This is a genomic window from Pedosphaera parvula Ellin514, assembly GCF_000172555.1.
GTDB lineage: Bacteria > Verrucomicrobiota > Verrucomicrobiia > Limisphaerales > Pedosphaeraceae > Pedosphaera.
The window spans coordinates 1-17,435 of sequence record NZ_ABOX02000045.1 but is presented as its reverse complement, the minus strand read 5'-3'; the positions used below and the strand labels follow the sequence as shown (position 1 = coordinate 17,435).

Here is a 17,435-nt window from a genome sequence, read left to right as displayed (position 1 = left end):
TCCCAAAATTCTAAATTCAAAAAGTTTCGGGGATAGTTTCTAGACCCTTCAAGTCATTACATAACGTTTATGAGTAATCCGTCAAATACGACAACCGACCTTGGTTCGGGCTATCTGGAAATCGCTGAAAAGGGTTTCGGATTTTTAAGGACAGCGCAAAACCATTTTCATCCTAAACCGACAGATATTTTTGTTACGCCCGATACGATCAAGCGTAACTTCCTGCGGGAAGGGTGCCTGGTGGAAGGTCCGACCCAGCCGCCGCATCGCGGTAACAGTCCGCAATTGAAGGCGGTGGATAAGGTCAACGACATGCCTTTTTCCGATTACACCAAGGCCATGCGTTTCGAGAACCTGACGACCATTGACCCGATCGAAAAATTTCTGCTCGAAACCACTCCCGACCTGCTGGAAACCCGTATCATTGATTTGGTCACTCCCATTGGGAAGGGCACGCGCGGCTTGATCGTGGCTCCTCCAAGGACGGGTAAAACGACCATTCTGAAGCAAATCGCCAATGCGATTACCACCAATCATCCTGAAGTTCATGTGATGGTGTTGCTGATCGACGAGCGCCCTGAGGAAGTCACCGACTTCCAACGTTCCGTCAAAGCGGAGGTGGTTGCTTCTTCAAACGATCAGGATTTGGAGACTCATGTCCGTTTGTCGCGCTTCATGATTGAGCGTTGCCGCCGCATGGTGGAAGCGGGCAAGGACGTATTTGTTTTGCTCGATTCCATCACCCGCGTCGCTCGTGCTTATAACAGCGTGCACGGCGGAAGCGGTCGCACGATGACCGGTGGTGTCGATGCTCGCGCTTTGGAAATTCCCCGCAAGATGTTCGCCTCCGCCCGTAAGATCGAAGAGGGCGGTTCGTTGACCATTTTGGCAACTGCGCTCGTCGATACCGGTTCCCGCATGGATGAACTGATTTTCCAGGAATTTAAAGGCACTGGTAACATGGAATTGGTGCTGGACCGCAAGCTGTCCGACCGCCGCCTGTTTCCGGCAATCGACGTCCCGAAGAGCGGCACGCGCAAGGAAGAGAAATTATTTTTGCCAAACCAGATCGAGTCGATCCGCAAGTTGCGTCGCACGATGGTTGATTTGAATCCCATCGAAGCCATGGAAACCTTGTTGGCTGCGCTGAAGAAGCACAAGACCAACGCCGAGTTGCTTTCCAAGCTCGCTTAATTTGGACTTTGCGGGCGCGGGAATGCAACTATGCCTGTCCGCGTTCCGCAAATCTTAAATCATGAAATCTCGGCCCAAAGCCGCCGAACCTTCGTCTCCGCTTTCGCGTCTGCCTTTCGAGCGGATGCAGCGTCTTCATCAGCTCATTCAGAAAGGCAGATATCCCAACGCGCCAAAGGTAGCCAGGGAATTCGAGGTTAGCTCCAAATCCATTCATCGTGATCTGGAATTCATGCGGGATCGCCTGGGGTTGCCAATTGGCTACGATCAAGACCGGCACGGTTATTATTATACGGAGGAAGTCGGGGCATTCCCGACCATTCAGGTGACTGAAGGTGAGTTGCTGGCGATGGTGGTGGCGGAAAAAGCGCTCCAACAGTATCGCGGAACAAATTTCGAGAAGCCGCTGATGACCGCATTCAAGAAAATGTCAGCATCACTTTCCGACACAGTATCGGTGAATATTGCCGATTTTGAGCAGACGATTTCCTTCAGCACGCGGGCGGAGCCGATTCTTAATCTCGAGATCTTTGATGCCTTGGGCAAAGCTGCGGCGAACCGGCAGCAGTTGGAATTAATCTATAGAAAGCCAGGGCAGCGCGAGACAGAGGTTCGCGTGATAGATCCATATCATTTGGCGAACATCAACGGAGAATGGTACTTATTTGCGTATGATCATCTGCGCAACGATATCAGGACCTTTGTCCCGGCGCGCATCAAGGCGTTTAAATTGACAGGCAAGAGATTTCCGCGTCCACAAAAGTTTTCCCTCGAAAAACGTTTGCGGAACAGTTTTGGGGTGCACTCTGCACAGGGAGATTTTCGTGTGGTGATTCGGTTTGCCGAAGTGGTGGCTGATTATATTCGTGAGAAAAAGTGGCATCACTCCCAGGAATTGATTGAACTGGAAGATGGCGGCGTGGAACTGCGCCTCAGGCTTTCCAGCCTGCAGGAAATCGAACGCTGGATTCTCGGCTGGGGAGGAAATGCCGTAGTTGTGGAGCCTCGCGAATTGGCCGACATGGTGCGTCGTTCGGCCGGGAATATTCTCAAGAACCAGGGTTGAAATAATGATTCCTGAGTTGTTTGCCAGTTTTCTATCAGTACGCTATTCTTCCGCGTCGTTGTAATCTTAAAACTAAATATGCGCAGAGTTTATTTCTTTTCACTCGTTCTTGCCTGTATTTTCCACTCTTCGACCCGGATGGCTGAGGCTGGGTTTCTGGACAAGTTGGAAACTTCACTCAACAAGCTCACTACCACTAACACCACTGGCACTACCAACCTCGCCACCACCAACGCCGGCAGCAGCACCAACATCAATCAAGCCGACCTCAAAGGTCTGAGCGAGGATCAGGTGGTGCTCGGAATCAAGCAGGCTTTGAGCAATGGGGTGCTGCAGGCTGTGAGCCAGTTGGGACATCAGGACGGCTTTCTGACAAATGCGAATGTCAAAATACCGATGCCCGATAAATTGCAAACGGCAGAGAAGACCTTGCGGAATTTGAAGCAGGATAAATTGGCGGATAATTTTATTACCACCATGAACCGGGCGGCCGAATTGGCCGTGCCAGAAGCGGCGAATGTATTCGGAGACGCGTTAAAACAAATGAACATTGAAGATGCCAAGAATATTTTGCTTGGTTCCAATGACGCGGCTACCCAGTATTTCAGCAAGGTTTCCCAAACGAATTTGTACGCAAAGTTTTATCCCATCGTGAAGAAGGACACGGAAGAGGCAGGAGTCACATCGGCCTACAAGCAGATGTTGGCAAAAACCACCGGCACAACCTCGAAATCCCTTGGATCATTTGGAAGTCTTGTGAGCAACACTTTGCTTAGCCCTGATGCAATGGACATAGATGCCTATGTCACAAACAAGACAATGGACGGGCTCTTTAAAATAATGGCTGAACAGGAGAAGCTGATTCGTCAGAATCCGGCCGCAAGAGCCACTGATGTGTTGCAAAAAGTCTTCGGAGCAGTCAAGCCAGCCGCTTAAGCCGATGCGATTTTAAACTTTGGGCACTGGCTCAGGAACCGTGCCGGGTTTTGATAAATCAACTTGTCGATGGCTTCGGCGCTGTGTCCGCGTTTGCGCATTTCGAGTGCGGTTTTGGGAACTGCCAGAGGATCGCTGATACCCCAGTCGCAGGCGCAATTCATCCAGATCCGTTCATTGCCGTACATTTCGATCATGTCGACAGCGCGGGCAGGGGAGCATTTGGATTCGGGATAGAGCGTCATGCCGGCCCACATGCCTGAGTCGAGCACGATTTTGACGGTGTGTTCTTCGACATGATCGATGATGACTCGCTCGGGTTTGATGCGCTTGTCGCTCTTGATTAAATCCACAATCAGCCGTGTGCCTTTCAGTTTATCTTCCAGGTGCGGTGTGTGAACCAAAATAAGTTGGTCGTGCTGCGCTGCAAGATCGACATGCTTTTCCAGAACCTTCAGTTCGTTGCGACTATTTTTATTGAGACCGATTTCGCCGATGCCAAGCACCGTTGGTTTGTCCAGGAATTTTGGGATGATGGCGATGACGTCTTCAGCGAGTTTGACATCTTCGGATTCCTTGGGGTTGATGCAGAGCCAGGAGAAATGAGGGAGATTGAATTTCGCGGCACGCTTGGGCTCATGCTCCGTCAACTGGCAAAAGTAATCGTAAAAACCATCGACGGAACTGCGATCAAAACCGGCCCAGAAAGCAGGTTCGCACACGGCCTGGCAACCGGCGGTAACCATGTGGACGTAGTCATCGGTTACCCGACTGACCATGTGAGCGTGAGGTTCGATATATCTCATTGGAGGCTAAAAAGTTTATTTCGTTCCAGGCCAGGCTCCGCACGCCGCTTTGGTTGTCGCCGCGGGAATTGGTTCGGTTGTGGGATCACTCAACGCAAGGAGGACGCGCTTGGCCTTTTCAGTGTTGCCACTGCTCAGTTCCGTGAGAGCCTGGCGAAAGGCTTTCATGCGGAAATCCTCTTCGCCGGGGGAGCGTTCGACGCGGTCGATAAAAGCGGCGAGATCGATGAGCTTGCAACGCGCATCCATGAAGTAAAGGTCGAGAGTCTGTTGACGTGTCATAAACTTCGTATCTTTGACGGCAACATAGCCGCTTTTTATTCGATAGCAATGAAGAGATGAAACCGCACCGGCTTGCAAATGGCAACAAGGATTCGACTCGGAAAAAGGGCCGGTTATCTGAATTAGCCGGTGGCCGATGTGCTGCTCATCCATTGGATGGCCGTTTCGGCGGAACCTTTCGGTGCAGTCGCCAGAACATTGTGATCTGCCAGCCAGAAAGTTTTGCCGCCACGATAGCCGGGGCAATTTCGCATCAACCACCGGCGGACCAGAACCCAGGGCACCAAAGGATCCATTAGACCAGCAAGGTAATGGACCGGCACGTGGGTTTGGCGAGCAGTGGGCCGGGGATCGTATTGATCCAGGAGCTTCAGGCGCGCCCGCATGGCCTGGCGATCAAGGTCGGTGCGGCGATTGGCGAACTCTTGAATGCTCGCGCGGGCTTCAGGAGAGTGGCGATGCCGGAAGTTCATATACATGGAGTAGAATCTTAGTTCGCTCCCGTAGCCTTTCATGGAGGTCTTTTCGCCGATGCGACACAACAGGCCCGGCCCCCATTTCCATGGATGCTTCACAAATCCGCCGGCGAGGATGATGCCTTCCACTTTGAATGAGTTCTTTCGCAGGCTGGTTTGGTGCAGCGCATTTGCCGGAAGATTTTTCTCCATCAGTGGCCAGGTAATTTGTGAGCCGAAGGATTCGCCCAATAACCATCCTCGCGTCAGACCACACTTCAACAATTCATCTTCAATGTTGTTGGCGTAGTCATCAATGTTCCAGGTGAGCGAGCGCGGATAAGTTATGTCCACGAAGCAGACTCGCTCCTTTAAAGCGGCGCGGAAGGCGGTTACGAGAGTCCAATCGCCGTGCAAGCCGGGCAGGTAAATCAAGGCTGGTTTGGAAGTGTCGCCGTGGACGCGGAGTTGAAGTGCTTCAGGCATGATGGATGTGAAACTAATTTCGCTCAAATATTATTCCATGATTTGTCCGGAGAAACAAACGGAAGAACAACGGAGCTGGTTGCAACATGGAATTCTTTCCTTATTTTGAACTTACTAAGCCAGCCGTAATGGCAAATTCAGCTAAAAGAAAGACAACTTACCCGCCGTGCAATTATTGGAGCTTTGCAAGCGACTTTTTTGAAGCCCGATGGTGCAGTGGACAGGGAGGCAAATCCTCAGCATTTACAGACGTTGCAGGTGAGTTTGCGGTCTCGTTGCTTCAAAGCCAATGTGATCGAAATGGCCAGTTTGGAGGAAGGAGAGAACCTGGTGTGTGGTTTGGCGCCGACACATGATCCAGGTGTGGGTGCTGTGCAAAATAATAAAGTCGCTCATACCTTCGATCTTGGTTCTTTCCACTGACACCTTGCCATCGTTCGGGCTGAGAAACACACTGGAGAGAAGCGGGTTCAAGGAGCGATCACCGGCGATGATGCCGCAATTGACCCCGACTTTGCCGAGGCGCTGGGGAAGGTCATTATCACCGGTTCCGAGTTCCATGCCAGCCGGGCCAAGAATTTTCGAGGTGAAGAAATTACTTCGGAGATGATCGATGAGCTCACTTCCTTGATTGGGCGGAGCGAGCATGACGACGCTTCCCAGGTTTTCGATGCGATGATTTGAAAGATATTGGCGGAGGAGAATGCCCCCCATGGAATGGGTAACAAAGTGGATATGGGCGGAGGAATCGGGAATGTGTTCGGTGAGTATGCGTTGGAGGTGGATGTCGGAAAGAGTCTCGAGGGAGAAGCGGGTTCCAGGATAGCTTACGTTCACGACGGAGTAACCGCGCCTTTGGAGATGCCATTCGAGGAGTTTCATTGAGATGGCAGTGCGCCCCAAGCCGTGCAACAGTATGACATATTCTTTTCCGGGCTGAGTGGCATTCAGTTCAGAAGCCGCTCCGTTGCTGATTGCAGTTGCCGGTTGGGCAAGCAGCAGAGCGCAGGTGAGGAGGGTTACTAATGAAAACATCGGTGACATGCCTATGTAGGTTGGTTTTGTTGCTTATCCGCCCGTTCACCCGTCGCTCGAAAAAGAGGTGAAGTTGACGGATGAGTGCCAGGAGAATGGGTTTGGCTAAGTCAGCAGTTTGACAAGTTCACGGTGATTGATTTTTCCAGTGCCGAGTTTGGGGATTTCACGCACCACCTTAATTTCACGTGGGACGCTGAGATTGGTAAGCCCTTTGGCTTTAATCGCACCACGGATTTCCTCCAGTTGCATTTTGGGTTCATTGGTCACGGCAATCAGCACCTCGCCCTTGCCTTCATCGGGCCTTGTGATGATGGCGACCTGGCAGCGCAATCCGTATTGGGGAAAAGCTCCGGCAAGCGCATCTTCGACGGCGGTCAGGCTGACCATTTCGCCGCTGACTTTGGCGAAACGCTTGAGCCGGCCGCGAACGAAGAGATAACCGTCGGAATCGACGCTGACGATATCCCCGGTATCGTACCAGCCGTCCAGTTCCTTGAATTTGGCCTCGGCATCGGGATTCAAATAACCGCGCATCACGTTGGGGCCGCGCACGAAGAGACGGCCTCCTTCTTCAACGCCCTCAACTTTTTCCAACTTAAATTCGATGCCCGGCAACAGGCGGCCGACGGAGCCGTATTTGGGATTTAACGGCGTATTGACGCTGACACAGGGGGAACATTCGGTGGCACCATAACCTTCAAGTACACGTACACCAAACTTCTGTGACCAGGTTTGAGCGGTGGATTCCTGGAGTTTTTCCGCGGCGGCAAACAAGTAACGCATGCTGCGGAAGTCATAAGGATGGGCTCTGCGGGCGTAGCCGTTGAGGAAAGTATTAGTGCTCAGGAAAACCGTGCAATCGGTGTCGTACAGCGCGGCAGGAACGATACGGTAGTGCAGCGGCGAAGGATAAATGAAGACGTATAATCCACGAACCAGCGGGAGCAAAGTGCCTACCGTGAGTCCGAAACTGTGGAACAGCGGAAGACAGTTGAAAAGCCGATCGGTATCCATGATGTCCGTGGCAGCGAGCATCTGGCGCATGTTGGACAGGAGGTTGCGATGCGTGAGTTCGACCCCTTTGGGCACACCTTCCGAGCCGCTGGTGAAGAGAACCACGGCGGTGGAGGCGGGATCAATGAATTCGCCACGACCGGAGTCAGGCAGAAATGAATTCGCATCCAGAGTGATCTTCAGAAGGGATGAGAATTTTTGAGAACCAGTCACGCGAGCTCGGATGTCCTCAAGATAAATCATCTCGATGCCTGACTCGATGAGCGGTTCAACTTTTAGTCTGGCGCGTTCAAGAAACAATTTGGAGGTGATGATCTGTTTGAAGCCAGCCAATTGAGCGCAGGCGAGCATGGTGGCTGTGCCGGTAGAGTAATTTAGAATGGCAGGTACTTTTCCCAGCTTCCAGAGGCTGAGCAGGGAAACGGGGAGCGTGGCAACGTTTGGTAGTAGAATGCCGACCCGTTCACTTTTAGGTGAGAGAGCAGCTTGCAGAGGTTTGCTCAAAACATCGGCTCCAACAATCAACCGGCGGTAAGTGAGATTTTGGCGGGTGGCATCCTCCAGAACCTCCATCTTCGGCATCTGTTTGGCTGAATCGAGGATGGCTGAGAGCACATTCTGCGGGCCAAAATCCATCTCAACTTGAAATTGTTGTTCCACCATGCGATCGCGCAGCCATGCGGTAAGCTTTGCGCGGGCTTGAGCCGTTGAGAGGTTTTTGGCTTCCGGATGGGTTAACACCTCGCTGAAATGGGCGGTCACCTTGGGGAACCATTTTCTCCAGCCGGGGTGGGGGCAGAGAGGCAATCGATTCGCGCCGCGCAGGTAACAGGTGATTACCTTGGCGGAGGTTTTGTGGAGCAGGAAGCCGGTGCCGTCGAAAAGCTTCATCAGTGTGCCAGTGCGAGAGAGGCGACCTTCGGCAAATAACACGAGTCGCCCGCCTCCCTGCAGGTGTTCCGCCATCCGTTTGACAGCAAAGGGAGAGGTGGTATCAATCGGAAAGGTGCGCTTGTTAAGCATGATCTTCCGATGCAGCCAGCTCGTTTGCGCCGAGACACTCGAAACGACGAACTTCCAATCGTCCTCCAGACAAACACCGAGAAAGAGCCAGTCGATCCAGGAAACGTGATTCGGAGTGAGCAATACGGGGCCGGGAGAGCTGAGCACGGTTTCGTTATACGCGCGAAATCCGTAGAGCCAGCGTAATAAGGTTCTAAGAAATGACTTCATGATGGTCTGGTTTAAGCTGAGACATTACGCCTGCGAAATGAAGCAAAAAGCAGGCCGAAAATGGCGATGGTTGCGATGCCAACGGAAATTGGCGCTATAAGGCGGTCGAGGGGAAGCGTGCCGGGGCGGCCGAGATCCAGTGTGCAGGCAAGAATGGCTCCTTCGCCGGGCATGGGTGCGGAGGCCAAAACTTCGCCAGTGCGGCAAACCGATTGGGAGATACCCGAACTGGCGAGCCGAAAGATGGGAACAGCATATTCAGCGGCACGGATGGGCGCCACGCGGGCATGCAGTTCGTGTTGATGTCGGCCCCAGTCAACGAGGTCCATCGTGGGGACAATGATGGCTTGAGCGCCGAGCCGAATGAGTCCATCGGTCACGCGGCTGTAGCTGAGGTCGTAACAAATACAGATGCCAATTTTGCCCCAGGGGGAGTTCCAGAGGTTTTGCTCTTTTGCTGGAAGGCCATCCTTGAAGAATTGAATGGGGACACTTTTGCCCTGGCGAAAGATGATTTCGCCAGATGGGTTGATGACGAACGCAGTGTCGTTGAAATCGTCTGCTGAAACCGGGTCTTTAGCGCCGATGATGAGATGGCGTTTATGTTCACGGCACCATTCCATGATGATTTGCGGCACCGGACCGTTGAAGGTGTATTCGCTGAGGACGAACAACTGGGCGTCGGGATGGGATTTGAATAATTTGTTCAGGTGAAAGACTGCTTCTTTTTCGGAAGGGAATTCGAGTTGAACGCCGGCGACGGAGAGTTGTTTTGCAGGGTCAAGAGCGGCTTGGCTGGGGCGTGGTTGATTCAGGGCGATGGCGAAAACGGTAAACATGGCGAGACGAGTGAGGAATAGAGTCTTCCCCTTGAGCAAGCTCGTGAGAGCGATTGCGGCCATCAGCAGGAAGCCAATGCCATATATGCCGGTGAAGTGGAGGAAAGCCATGGGTACATTGCTGGAGAACGCGTAACCAATGTTCATCCAGGAGAATTTCAGGTAGTAAAGTTCGCTGCGAAAATATTCGAGCCCGGTCCAAAGAAAAGGGATTAGAAGAGTGGCTGGGATCGTGCCGAAGTGCACTCGGGCCATGCGGGAGAGCAGGAGAAAGGTGGCGAGCCAAAAGGAAAGGACGAGCCAAAGAGCAATTGCGGCGGGACCGAAGATGTTCCAAAAGAATGAGAGCTGCGGAGCATAAGCTGCGAGACCGACGCCGAGACCGAGATAGAAAGTGAACCTTGAAGAATGGCTGCGCGATAACTCGAAAAGAGAGTAGGCGAACAGCGCCATCAAAGCGGTGCATGCGGCAAAAGAATAGGCCAGTTGAAAGGAAACGACCGCCAACACAGCCAGCGCGAGAGTCTGGGGGATGGTTGGAGGTGCGGTATTGGGTTGTGATGCTGGATGCGTCATAACACAGTCCTTATTGAGTTATTTGGCGGACACAGTTTTCGAGATTTGTTCGGCGTTCACGTTTACGACGGAAAGTTCGGAAACGATTTGACGGGCACGAGGTGCCGGGATATCGCCCCAAACGGTTTCGGCAGCGGCGTAATAGTGCGGGAGAATTTGGAGGATCAGCTTGCTTCCGGCAGGGGTCAGAACAACGTTGAAGGCGCGTCGATCCTGAGAGTTCTCCGCGCGACGGACCAAGCCACGGGATTCGAGACGATCAATGAGGCCGGTCATATTGGAGCGGTGCATGATGAGTTGGCGGCTCAGTTCGATTTGAGTGCAACCCTGTGGCTGATCGTGCAAAAGATTGAGAATGTTGAACTGGCTTGGGCTGAGATCCCAGCGGGCGAAGAAGACACGGCTGGCATTCCAAAGGTTTTCGGCCGTGCGGAGGAGTCCGATCAAGGCCTCGTAACGGCTTCCGGGCGTTACTGATTTACGATTCATGAAAAACGTTTACAGGTAGATTGTTTATATGTCAACCAATAAGAAATATTGCGTAGCGCGCCGATTATTCTGCATGGCAAGGACGGCGGCGTCAGGAAGCCGTGGAGATTTTGTGAAAGAAGCCTGCCGCTGTGGCACAGGTGGCTCTGCTAAGTTCTTCCAGGGAACATTCTTTCACGCTGGCTACAAGCTCGGAAATTTCCTTCACGTAACCTGGCTCACAACGTTTGCCGCGGTAAGGCACCGGGGCGAGGTACGGTGAGTCTGTTTCCAGCATGAATTTGCCGAGCGGGGTGGCGGCAATGGTGTCGCGTACGGTCTGGGCATTCTTGAAGGTGGCAATGCCAGTGAAACTTACCAGAGAACCCATTTGCAAAACTCGTTGCATGGCGGCGGGATTGTCTACAAAGCAATGGAAGACGCCTTTCACTCTGCCAATGAAAGGCTCCATTTGTTTAAGAGTATCTTCGAGTGAAGAACGAGTATGAATGATGCAATTGAGGCCGCACTCCGCAGCCACCTCCAACTGTTGTTGGAAGATCGCTGCCTGCTTCTTTTTGTAACGTTCGTCATCCTCCGGCGTGCCCTTCTCCTGCTGGGTGCTCGGTAAACGATAGTAGTCCAAACCGGTTTCCCCGATGGCGACCACCTTGGGATGGTTCGCCAGCAGACGCAGGGCAGGACGCAAGTCATCCGGAGCCTCTTCCACATTGGTCGGATGCCAGCCTACCGCTGCATAAACGCCGGGAAATTGTTCGGCTAATTCGATTGCGCGCCTGCTGCTCTCAAGATCCGTGCCAATGCTTATTATTTTTGTGATGCCAGCTGCTTCAGAGCGGGCAATCACCTGCTGCAAATCCTGGGCGTAATCCGGATAATCCAGATGTGCGTGTGTATCGTAGAAAACAGCCATATTTCCTTCCATCTCAAAGGTTCACCCATGAACCGCGTTTACCCTCACTCTGAATCCACTTGCAGGAATCTGCAATGAAGGACTTGCAAGCGCCTGTGCGTAAATAAACAATCGGCTTGCAATACGGGGAATGGATTCAATAGATTCTAGCGCATCGTTCAACCGCATATTGCATTCAACTATGGCACGTCCAGTTACATTATTTACCGGCCAGTGGGCTGACCTCACGTTCGAAACCGTTGCTCAGAAGGCCAAATCCTTTGGCTACGATGGTTTGGAACTGGCCTGCTGGGGAGATCATTTTGATGTTAACAAGGCGCAGGATAAGGCTTACTGCGATGACCGGAAGGCCATCCTCGCCAGGCATGGGCTGAAAACCTGGTCGATTTCCACGCATCTGGTTGGCCAGGCGGTTTGTGACAACATCGACGAGCGTCATAAATCGATTCTGCCCCCACACGTTTGGGGCAATGGCAAGCCCGACGATGTTAAGAAGCGTGCGGCTGATGAAGTGATTAAAGCGGCTTATGCAGCGAAGAATTTGGGTGTCAGCGTGGTCAATGGTTTCACTGGTTCGAAAATCTGGAGTTTGCTCTACAGCTTTCCGCCAGTAAGCCCCGCGCAAATCGAAGATGGTTTTGCTGATTTCGCAGCCCGTTGGAACCCCATCCTCGATGAGTTCAAACGTTGCAAAGTAAAGTTTGCCCTCGAAGTGCATCCGACAGAAATTGCGTTTGATATTGTCAGTGCGGAGCGTGCGCTGCAGGCCATTGGCAATCGTCCTGAGTTTGGATTCAACTACGATCCTTCGCACCTTGGTTATCAAGGAGTGGACTACGTCGGTTTTATCCGCAAGTTCGCCAAACGTATTTATCATGTGCATATGAAGGATGTTTATTGGTCGAGCACACCCACGGAAGCCGGTGTTTTTGGCGGACATACAAACTTTGGTGATCCACGGCGATTCTGGGAATTCCGCTCACTGGGTCGCGGATCAATTAATTTCGAGCGCATTATTCGCGCTTTAAATGACATTAACTACCAGGGCCCCTTGTCTGTTGAATGGGAAGACATTGGCATGGACCGCGAGCATGGCGCTGCTGAAGCTGCCGCTTTTGTGAAGAAAGTGGATTTTGCTCCCAGCAAGGTTGCTTTCGATGCGGCTTTTGATAAGAAAGCCCAGGCGAAGAAGTAGCATCCATTTCAATTTGTTTTTGCGCAGTCCTCAGGAATGGCTAAATGCCAGGCCTGAGGGCTGGTTGTTTCGGGAGCTTGACTTGAGAAACACCCTGATCGTCGACCGCATGTTGGTACGCGCCAGCCTCTTCCTTTCTGCCCAGTTTCTCTGCCAGACTGACAAGCTGTTTGTAAATTGCCGGCCGGTCCGGATAGTCAGGACATTCTTTCAGAAAAGCCTGATAAACCTCGTAAGCCTCCAGATGGTGTCCGAGCGCAATCAAACGGGTGCCGAGATTTAGCATCAAACGAACTCGTTGTTGAGGAGTAGGCTCCAGTTTCAAGGCTTGTTGCAGCGCATGAACCGAGGATTCTGACTTGTCTTGCCCCTGATATAACTCGGCTAATTTTTCAGACAGCACGGCGCTTTGCGCGGTTAGTCCGAGCTTCTCCAGCGCCGGAATGACTTCCGTTGCCTTGGTGCCATTGGCCATTTTGAAATTGGCCGCACGCAGGTAATACCATTCCAGCATCCGGCTGTGCTTTCGTTCGAGTTCCGCCAGTTGCTCCTGAGGACCTTTGGCAAATGGACGGTACAAAGGATCACCGACCACAGTGGCTTGCCATGATAGAACAGCCTGGCAGGCATAAGCAGCCTCGCCGAAACTGAAGCCGGAGAACACAAAACGCGCGTAGAAAATGGCCATGTCCGGTGTGCCGGCAAGGTAAGGTTCGTCCACGCAACCCATGGTTGCAGTAACGCCTTTGGCCAGAAACGGACCCACCCATTGTCGCGTCGTGGTCCGCAGACTGGCCGCGCTGATGGAGTGGAGATGATATGCAAATGCGCCGGGCATGAATTCAACTGTCGGACGCGTAAATGGCCCGGTAATGCTTTCCTCGTACCAACCGGAGTAGAAGGCCACCTGACTCAAAGGAAAGCTGATTGGAAAAGTGCCTGGCGCTTCATCCACCACGGTTTCGAACCCCAGCCGACGACAAACCTCCGACGCACCCCGCAGCCAGTCTTCTCCCTGTTTATAATTTCCCGAAGTGATTCCGCGCAAATCGAAATAGGCCCGGCCCCATAGGCCATCCGTCTCGGCTTGCATCGCCTTGTCCACCAAAGCTCGCGCAATCGCAGGAGAAGGACCATCTAGCCTGGCTACCATGAGCAAATTATTCGTCGGATTCATGGCCGCTGCATTCGTCGATCCAAAGCTGGCATTAACAAGCGGTCCAGCGCGCATGTAGTGCTGCTCGATCAACGGCAGGCAAGCCAGCTCACTATCCACGGCGGCTTCATTCCGGCGCAGTTCCGGTTGCAATTTCTCCTCGCCTTCCTCTTTCAGCTCCGGGTCTTTTCCGATGACCAGCGGAACTCCGTAGCAAAGCACCAAATAGCGTATTTTGGCATCGGTAACCTTGCGGACTGCATGCTCGCCTTTTCCGTCTGCACCGGGAACGGATTTTAATCTGAAATGAAATAATCCATTTTCAACGAGCGCCTTGGACAAAGGCTTCTCCAATTGTTCGTGGAATTCCAGGCGGTTGATCGTCTCACGCGTCGGCATATCGAAACCAAATACCTGGCTCGCCGGCACTTCCCGAACCCTGGCGTAATGTTCCGCAATGTCTTTGGATTCAGGCACCCTGGTGTTATAAACCACCACCACTTCATCACCACGCCCGGCTGCGTGAAGGATGGAAGGCGATCCCAGCAGTCCCAATACCATCAAAATGTTGAAAAGTTTGTTCATTTAGTGCTCGTCAATTGACTGCTTTCGGCATTCATTGGCAATGCATCCTCATAATTCACTTTCAAGCCGTCGTATGCCAGTTCCACGCTCGGTGGAAGTTCCGCTTGCGCAATGTCATGGTCATAATCATGTGTCAAATGCGTGAAATAAGTCCGCTCGGCTCCAATGCGTCTGGCAGTCGTTAACGCTTCATCCAGGCACATATGCGTCGGATGCGGTGCCCGGCGCAGGGCATCCAACACCGCCACTTCGACGCCGCTGACTTGTTTTATGGCTTCGACCGGAACTTCCTTGCAATCACTCAAATAAGCCAGCTTTTTCTTACCACCTTGGACGAACAAATAGCCATTCGTAATCATTCGACCGTGCGGCAGGGGCAAAGGGGTGATCTCAAGATCTCCAATCGTAAAAGGCCCTTCAATTATCCGCTGTTCTGGGATAAAATATCCCTTCGGCCACGGTCCATCATGGAAGGCATAAATGAACACACGTTTAAGGTCGTTCATGGTATTCTGATTGGCATAGATGGGCAGCGCCCCATTACGCAAATCGCAAAATCGTCGGCAATCGTCCAGGCCCATGATATGGTCCGCGTGTGAATGAGTAAAAATCACCGCATCCAGCCAGCGGATGTTCTCGCGCAGAACCTGGGTGCGAAAGTCAGGCGTGGTATCAACTACTAGTTTTATCTGGTCAGTGGCGATATAAATAGATGGGCGGGTGCGATGGTTCTTAGGGTTCGCCAGAAACGACTCCGGATAGTCGGTCCCGATCATCGGCACCCCTTGGGAGGTTCCGCTGCCGAGAAATGTGAATGAAAATGACATTACTTAAATTTTCTTTTTGCCGAACTCCGGCTTAATCGCCAGATTGGACAGGAACGAATGTAACATGTTGACAACGTTGCGCATTAAAAACCTTGCTCTGGTGGCCGACCTGACTTTGGAAATCCAACCAGGCTACAATGCCATCACCGGCGAAACCGGCGCGGGCAAATCCATCATCATCGGCGCCTTGAACCTCGTTCTGGGCGAACGCGCCGACCGCACACTCATCCGCAGTGGCAGCGATGCCTGTTCCGTCGAAGCCGTATTTGACGTCTCCAGGCTCAAGGCTCCGCTCAAAACCTTTCTCGACGAAAACGGTCTCGAACCGGTCGAAGATGGCCAACTCGTTCTCAAGCGCTCCTTTACCAGTGCCGGCACCAATCGCCAGTTTATCAACGGTTCGCCCACCACGCTCGCCACTCTCGGCGCCATCGGTCAATGGCTCGTCGATATGCATGGCCCGCATGACCATCAATCTCTCCTCAACGCCGCCCGTCAGCTTTCGATCCTCGACGCTTTCGGCGGCTTGGAAGGGAAGCGCAATGCCTTTGCCGAACTCGTCCATCGTCGTTCCGCACTCGAAGCTGAGAAAGCCTCTCTCATCATCGACGAAAAGACTTACGCCCAGCAATTGGATCTCCTCCGTTTTCAGGTAAACGAAATCTCGACGGCCAAACTTCATCCGGAAGAGGAGGAGCGGGTTCAGCAGGAATATCAACGCGCCAGCAATGCAGCGAAGCTTCTGGAATTGAGCCAGACGGCCTTGAACCTCTTGAGCGAAGACGAAGCTTCCTTGCTCACCCAGGCCGGACAATTGGGCCGCACCTTGCAAGAATTGCAACGCGTCGATGCCAGCGCCGCGAATCTCGTTTCCCAACACGAGCAACTCGTCAGCGGCCTGAACGATTTGCAGGGCGACCTCTCGCACTACGCCGACAAGCTCGACATCGATCCCGCCCGTCTGCTCGAACTCGAGGAACGCCTTAACGTCATCCATTCCCTCAAGCGCAAGTATGGCGCGTCGCTTGAGGAAGTCATCGCTTTCGGTGACGAGGCAAGCAGGAAGTTGCAACAGCTCGAACAACGCGACGAGGAGTTGAACCGCATCAACAGCGAACTCAAAAAGCTCGATGCGGAAATCTGGAAGGTCGGCCAGGACCTCTCCGCGCAACGCCGCAAAGTCATTCCGCAATTGAGCAAGGCTGCTGTCAAACAACTCAAGGACCTCGGCTTTGCCCAAAGCCATTTCGATGTCACCATCACCACAGTGATGAAGGATTCGATCTCGAAAGCTGGCTCTCAACTCTCCAGCTCCGGCCTCGACACGATTGAATTCCAATTTGCTCCGAACGTCGGCGAACCCGCCCGCCCTTTGCGCGCCATCGCGAGTTCCGGCGAAATGGCCCGCGTCATGTTGGCTCTCAAGACGGTTCTTGCCCAGGTGGACGAAATCCCAGTGCTCGTTTTTGACGAAGTCGATGCCAACGTCGGCGGCGAGACCGCCAATGCCGTCGGCGAAAAGATGCAACAAATCGCCAAACAACGGCAGGTCCTCTGCATCACGCACCTGGCCCCCGTCGCCTCGCACGCTACCGCGCATTACGTCGTGAGCAAACAAGTAAGGGAAGGGCGTACCATCTCCGACATCACCTTGTTGACTCGGAAAGACCGCATCACCGAACTCGCCCGCATGCTCGGCGGCCAATCCGACGCCGCCCGCAAACACGCCGAGGCGCTGTTGAAGTAGGAGGGGTAACAGGCTCCTGCATTTTGAATGTTGCCCCACAACTGTTTTAACCTTCCGATACCGACCGTTGGCGTCCGATACCTTCCGATAGCTTCCGATACCGACCACCACGATGCTTAATGCATCTCCAAAAACAGGTGGCCGGACTTCATTACCTTCATACGCCCTCCGAACACATTTTAAAGTGCGAAAGCGACCTCCGACGGCCGACAACAAACCGCCTCTCAACCGACACTTTGTAATTTGGGCTGTCATTTAAAATAAAAAAGATGTGCCGTTAACTGCCGTTAACTCGAGATAGCTCGTGTTAACTCAAGGTCAGCGCGCGAACCAGCCCCAAAAGCCAAATGCAATCCGCCTTGACCGGCAACCGACCCGCTATGTGTCACATCATTCCGAAGTCTCATAATTTCTTCCTTTGATTTGAAAGCACTCCTGTGTGTTTATAGCCATTTATACCTCATGTGTGCCCCCAAGTGTATGGTCATGTCAATAATCCTTCAATTGAAATATACCATACGCATGAAGGTATAAGAAGGCCTTGTGTTCTTGCTGTCGGCCGCTTCGTTGCAAGTCAGGCTAATGAGCTTCCCGTGCT

General features: G+C 52.7%; 15 protein-coding genes. 5 read left to right on the top strand and 10 right to left on the bottom strand.

Annotated features, from left to right (window positions below):
* Positions 1 to 69: 69 nt before the first annotated feature.
* The 3 genes from rho (at position 70) to CFLAV_RS24785 (ending at position 3,196) form a co-directional block, all read left to right on the top strand.
* Positions 70 to 1,194: a transcription termination factor Rho gene (rho, locus tag CFLAV_RS24795; protein ID WP_007417616.1), complete on the top strand. Its 1,125-nt coding sequence runs from the start codon at positions 70 to 72 to the stop codon at positions 1,192 to 1,194.
* Positions 1,195 to 1,255: 61 nt separating this feature from the next.
* Entirely contained in the window at positions 1,256 to 2,260 is a 1,005-nt protein-coding gene (locus tag CFLAV_RS24790; protein WP_007417615.1) for a helix-turn-helix transcriptional regulator, read from the top strand.
* A gap of 78 nt (positions 2,261 to 2,338) precedes the next feature.
* On the top strand, positions 2,339 to 3,196 hold the full coding sequence (locus CFLAV_RS24785; RefSeq protein WP_007417614.1) for a DUF4197 domain-containing protein: 858 nt from the start codon (positions 2,339 to 2,341) through the stop codon (positions 3,194 to 3,196).
* On the opposite strand, the gene CFLAV_RS24780 is transcribed toward CFLAV_RS24785, so the two are convergent.
* The 8 genes from CFLAV_RS24780 to CFLAV_RS24745 form a co-directional block, all read right to left on the bottom strand.
* Positions 3,193 to 4,002 (bottom strand): TatD family hydrolase, encoded by an 810-nt coding sequence (locus CFLAV_RS24780; protein WP_007417613.1) that lies wholly within the window; start codon positions 4,000 to 4,002, stop codon positions 3,193 to 3,195. The genes CFLAV_RS24785 and CFLAV_RS24780 overlap by 4 nt on opposite strands.
* 15 nt (positions 4,003 to 4,017) lie before the next feature.
* Positions 4,018 to 4,284: a hypothetical protein gene (locus tag CFLAV_RS24775; RefSeq protein ID WP_040550081.1), complete on the bottom strand. Its 267-nt coding sequence runs from the start codon at positions 4,282 to 4,284 to the stop codon at positions 4,018 to 4,020.
* Between the two features lie 122 nt (positions 4,285 to 4,406).
* Positions 4,407 to 5,225 carry an alpha/beta fold hydrolase gene (locus CFLAV_RS24770; protein ID WP_007417611.1) on the bottom strand — a complete coding sequence of 273 codons (819 nt, stop codon included), beginning with the start codon at positions 5,223 to 5,225 and terminating at the stop codon, positions 4,407 to 4,409.
* 243 nt (positions 5,226 to 5,468) lie between these two features.
* Complete coding sequence (locus CFLAV_RS24765; protein WP_007417610.1) at positions 5,469 to 6,260, bottom strand: esterase/lipase family protein; 792 nt, start codon at positions 6,258 to 6,260, stop codon at positions 5,469 to 5,471.
* Between the two features lie 105 nt (positions 6,261 to 6,365).
* Positions 6,366 to 8,510 carry an AMP-binding protein gene (locus CFLAV_RS24760; RefSeq protein ID WP_007417609.1) on the bottom strand — a complete coding sequence of 715 codons (2,145 nt, stop codon included), beginning with the start codon at positions 8,508 to 8,510 and terminating at the stop codon, positions 6,366 to 6,368.
* An 11-nt stretch (positions 8,511 to 8,521) separates the two neighbouring features.
* A complete protein-coding gene (locus CFLAV_RS24755) occupies positions 8,522 to 9,925 on the bottom strand; it encodes a nitrilase-related carbon-nitrogen hydrolase (protein WP_007417608.1) in 1,404 nt (467 codons plus the stop codon).
* Between the two features lie 18 nt (positions 9,926 to 9,943).
* The gene (locus tag CFLAV_RS34385) at positions 9,944 to 10,414 is read right to left on the bottom strand and encodes a MarR family winged helix-turn-helix transcriptional regulator (RefSeq protein WP_007417607.1); all 471 of its coding nucleotides are present in this window, start codon (positions 10,412 to 10,414) and stop codon (positions 9,944 to 9,946) included.
* 91 nt (positions 10,415 to 10,505) lie between these two features.
* Entirely contained in the window at positions 10,506 to 11,327 is an 822-nt protein-coding gene (locus CFLAV_RS24745) for a TatD family hydrolase (protein WP_040550078.1), read from the bottom strand.
* Between the two features lie 181 nt (positions 11,328 to 11,508).
* Between CFLAV_RS24745 and CFLAV_RS24740 the strand changes: the two genes are divergently transcribed.
* On the top strand, positions 11,509 to 12,522 hold the full coding sequence (locus CFLAV_RS24740) for a sugar phosphate isomerase/epimerase family protein (protein ID WP_007417605.1): 1,014 nt from the start codon (positions 11,509 to 11,511) through the stop codon (positions 12,520 to 12,522).
* A 40-nt stretch (positions 12,523 to 12,562) separates the two neighbouring features.
* Here CFLAV_RS24740 and CFLAV_RS33095 read toward each other — a convergent pair whose 3' ends face one another.
* Positions 12,563 to 14,263, bottom strand: coding sequence for a TIGR03790 family protein (locus tag CFLAV_RS33095; RefSeq protein WP_007417604.1), 1,701 nt, complete (start codon positions 14,261 to 14,263; stop codon positions 12,563 to 12,565).
* Positions 14,260 to 15,090 carry an MBL fold metallo-hydrolase gene (locus CFLAV_RS24730; RefSeq protein WP_007417603.1) on the bottom strand — a complete coding sequence of 277 codons (831 nt, stop codon included), beginning with the start codon at positions 15,088 to 15,090 and terminating at the stop codon, positions 14,260 to 14,262. The genes CFLAV_RS33095 and CFLAV_RS24730 overlap by 4 nt, the downstream gene beginning before the upstream one ends.
* A 64-nt stretch (positions 15,091 to 15,154) precedes the next feature.
* Here CFLAV_RS24730 and recN point away from each other — a divergent pair, with 64 nt between their 5' ends.
* Entirely contained in the window at positions 15,155 to 16,837 is a 1,683-nt protein-coding gene (gene recN / locus CFLAV_RS24725) for a DNA repair protein RecN (RefSeq protein ID WP_007417602.1), read from the top strand.
* The last annotated feature ends 598 nt before the right edge of the window (positions 16,838 to 17,435 follow it).

Coding starts and splice junctions, on each gene's coding strand:
- CFLAV_RS24790 (WP_007417615.1), top strand. CDS start 1,256: ATGAAATCTCGGCCCAAAGCCGCCGAACCTTCGTCTCCGCTTTCGCGT.
- CFLAV_RS24760 (WP_007417609.1), bottom strand. CDS start 8,510: ATGAAGTCATTTCTTAGAACCTTATTACGCTGGCTCTACGGATTTCGC.
- CFLAV_RS33095 (WP_007417604.1), bottom strand. CDS start 14,263: ATGAACAAACTTTTCAACATTTTGATGGTATTGGGACTGCTGGGATCG.
- CFLAV_RS24780 (WP_007417613.1), bottom strand. CDS start 4,002: ATGAGATATATCGAACCTCACGCTCACATGGTCAGTCGGGTAACCGAT.
- CFLAV_RS24755 (WP_007417608.1), bottom strand. CDS start 9,925: ATGACGCATCCAGCATCACAACCCAATACCGCACCTCCAACCATCCCC.
- CFLAV_RS24740 (WP_007417605.1), top strand. CDS start 11,509: ATGGCACGTCCAGTTACATTATTTACCGGCCAGTGGGCTGACCTCACG.
- CFLAV_RS34385 (WP_007417607.1), bottom strand. CDS start 10,414: ATGAATCGTAAATCAGTAACGCCCGGAAGCCGTTACGAGGCCTTGATC.
- CFLAV_RS24770 (WP_007417611.1), bottom strand. CDS start 5,225: ATGCCTGAAGCACTTCAACTCCGCGTCCACGGCGACACTTCCAAACCA.
- recN (WP_007417602.1), top strand. CDS start 15,155: ATGTTGACAACGTTGCGCATTAAAAACCTTGCTCTGGTGGCCGACCTG.
- CFLAV_RS24765 (WP_007417610.1), bottom strand. CDS start 6,260: ATGTTTTCATTAGTAACCCTCCTCACCTGCGCTCTGCTGCTTGCCCAA.
- CFLAV_RS24730 (WP_007417603.1), bottom strand. CDS start 15,090: ATGTCATTTTCATTCACATTTCTCGGCAGCGGAACCTCCCAAGGGGTG.
- CFLAV_RS24775 (WP_040550081.1), bottom strand. CDS start 4,284: ATGACACGTCAACAGACTCTCGACCTTTACTTCATGGATGCGCGTTGC.
- rho (WP_007417616.1), top strand. CDS start 70: ATGAGTAATCCGTCAAATACGACAACCGACCTTGGTTCGGGCTATCTG.
- CFLAV_RS24745 (WP_040550078.1), bottom strand. CDS start 11,327: ATGGCTGTTTTCTACGATACACACGCACATCTGGATTATCCGGATTAC.
- CFLAV_RS24785 (WP_007417614.1), top strand. CDS start 2,339: ATGCGCAGAGTTTATTTCTTTTCACTCGTTCTTGCCTGTATTTTCCAC.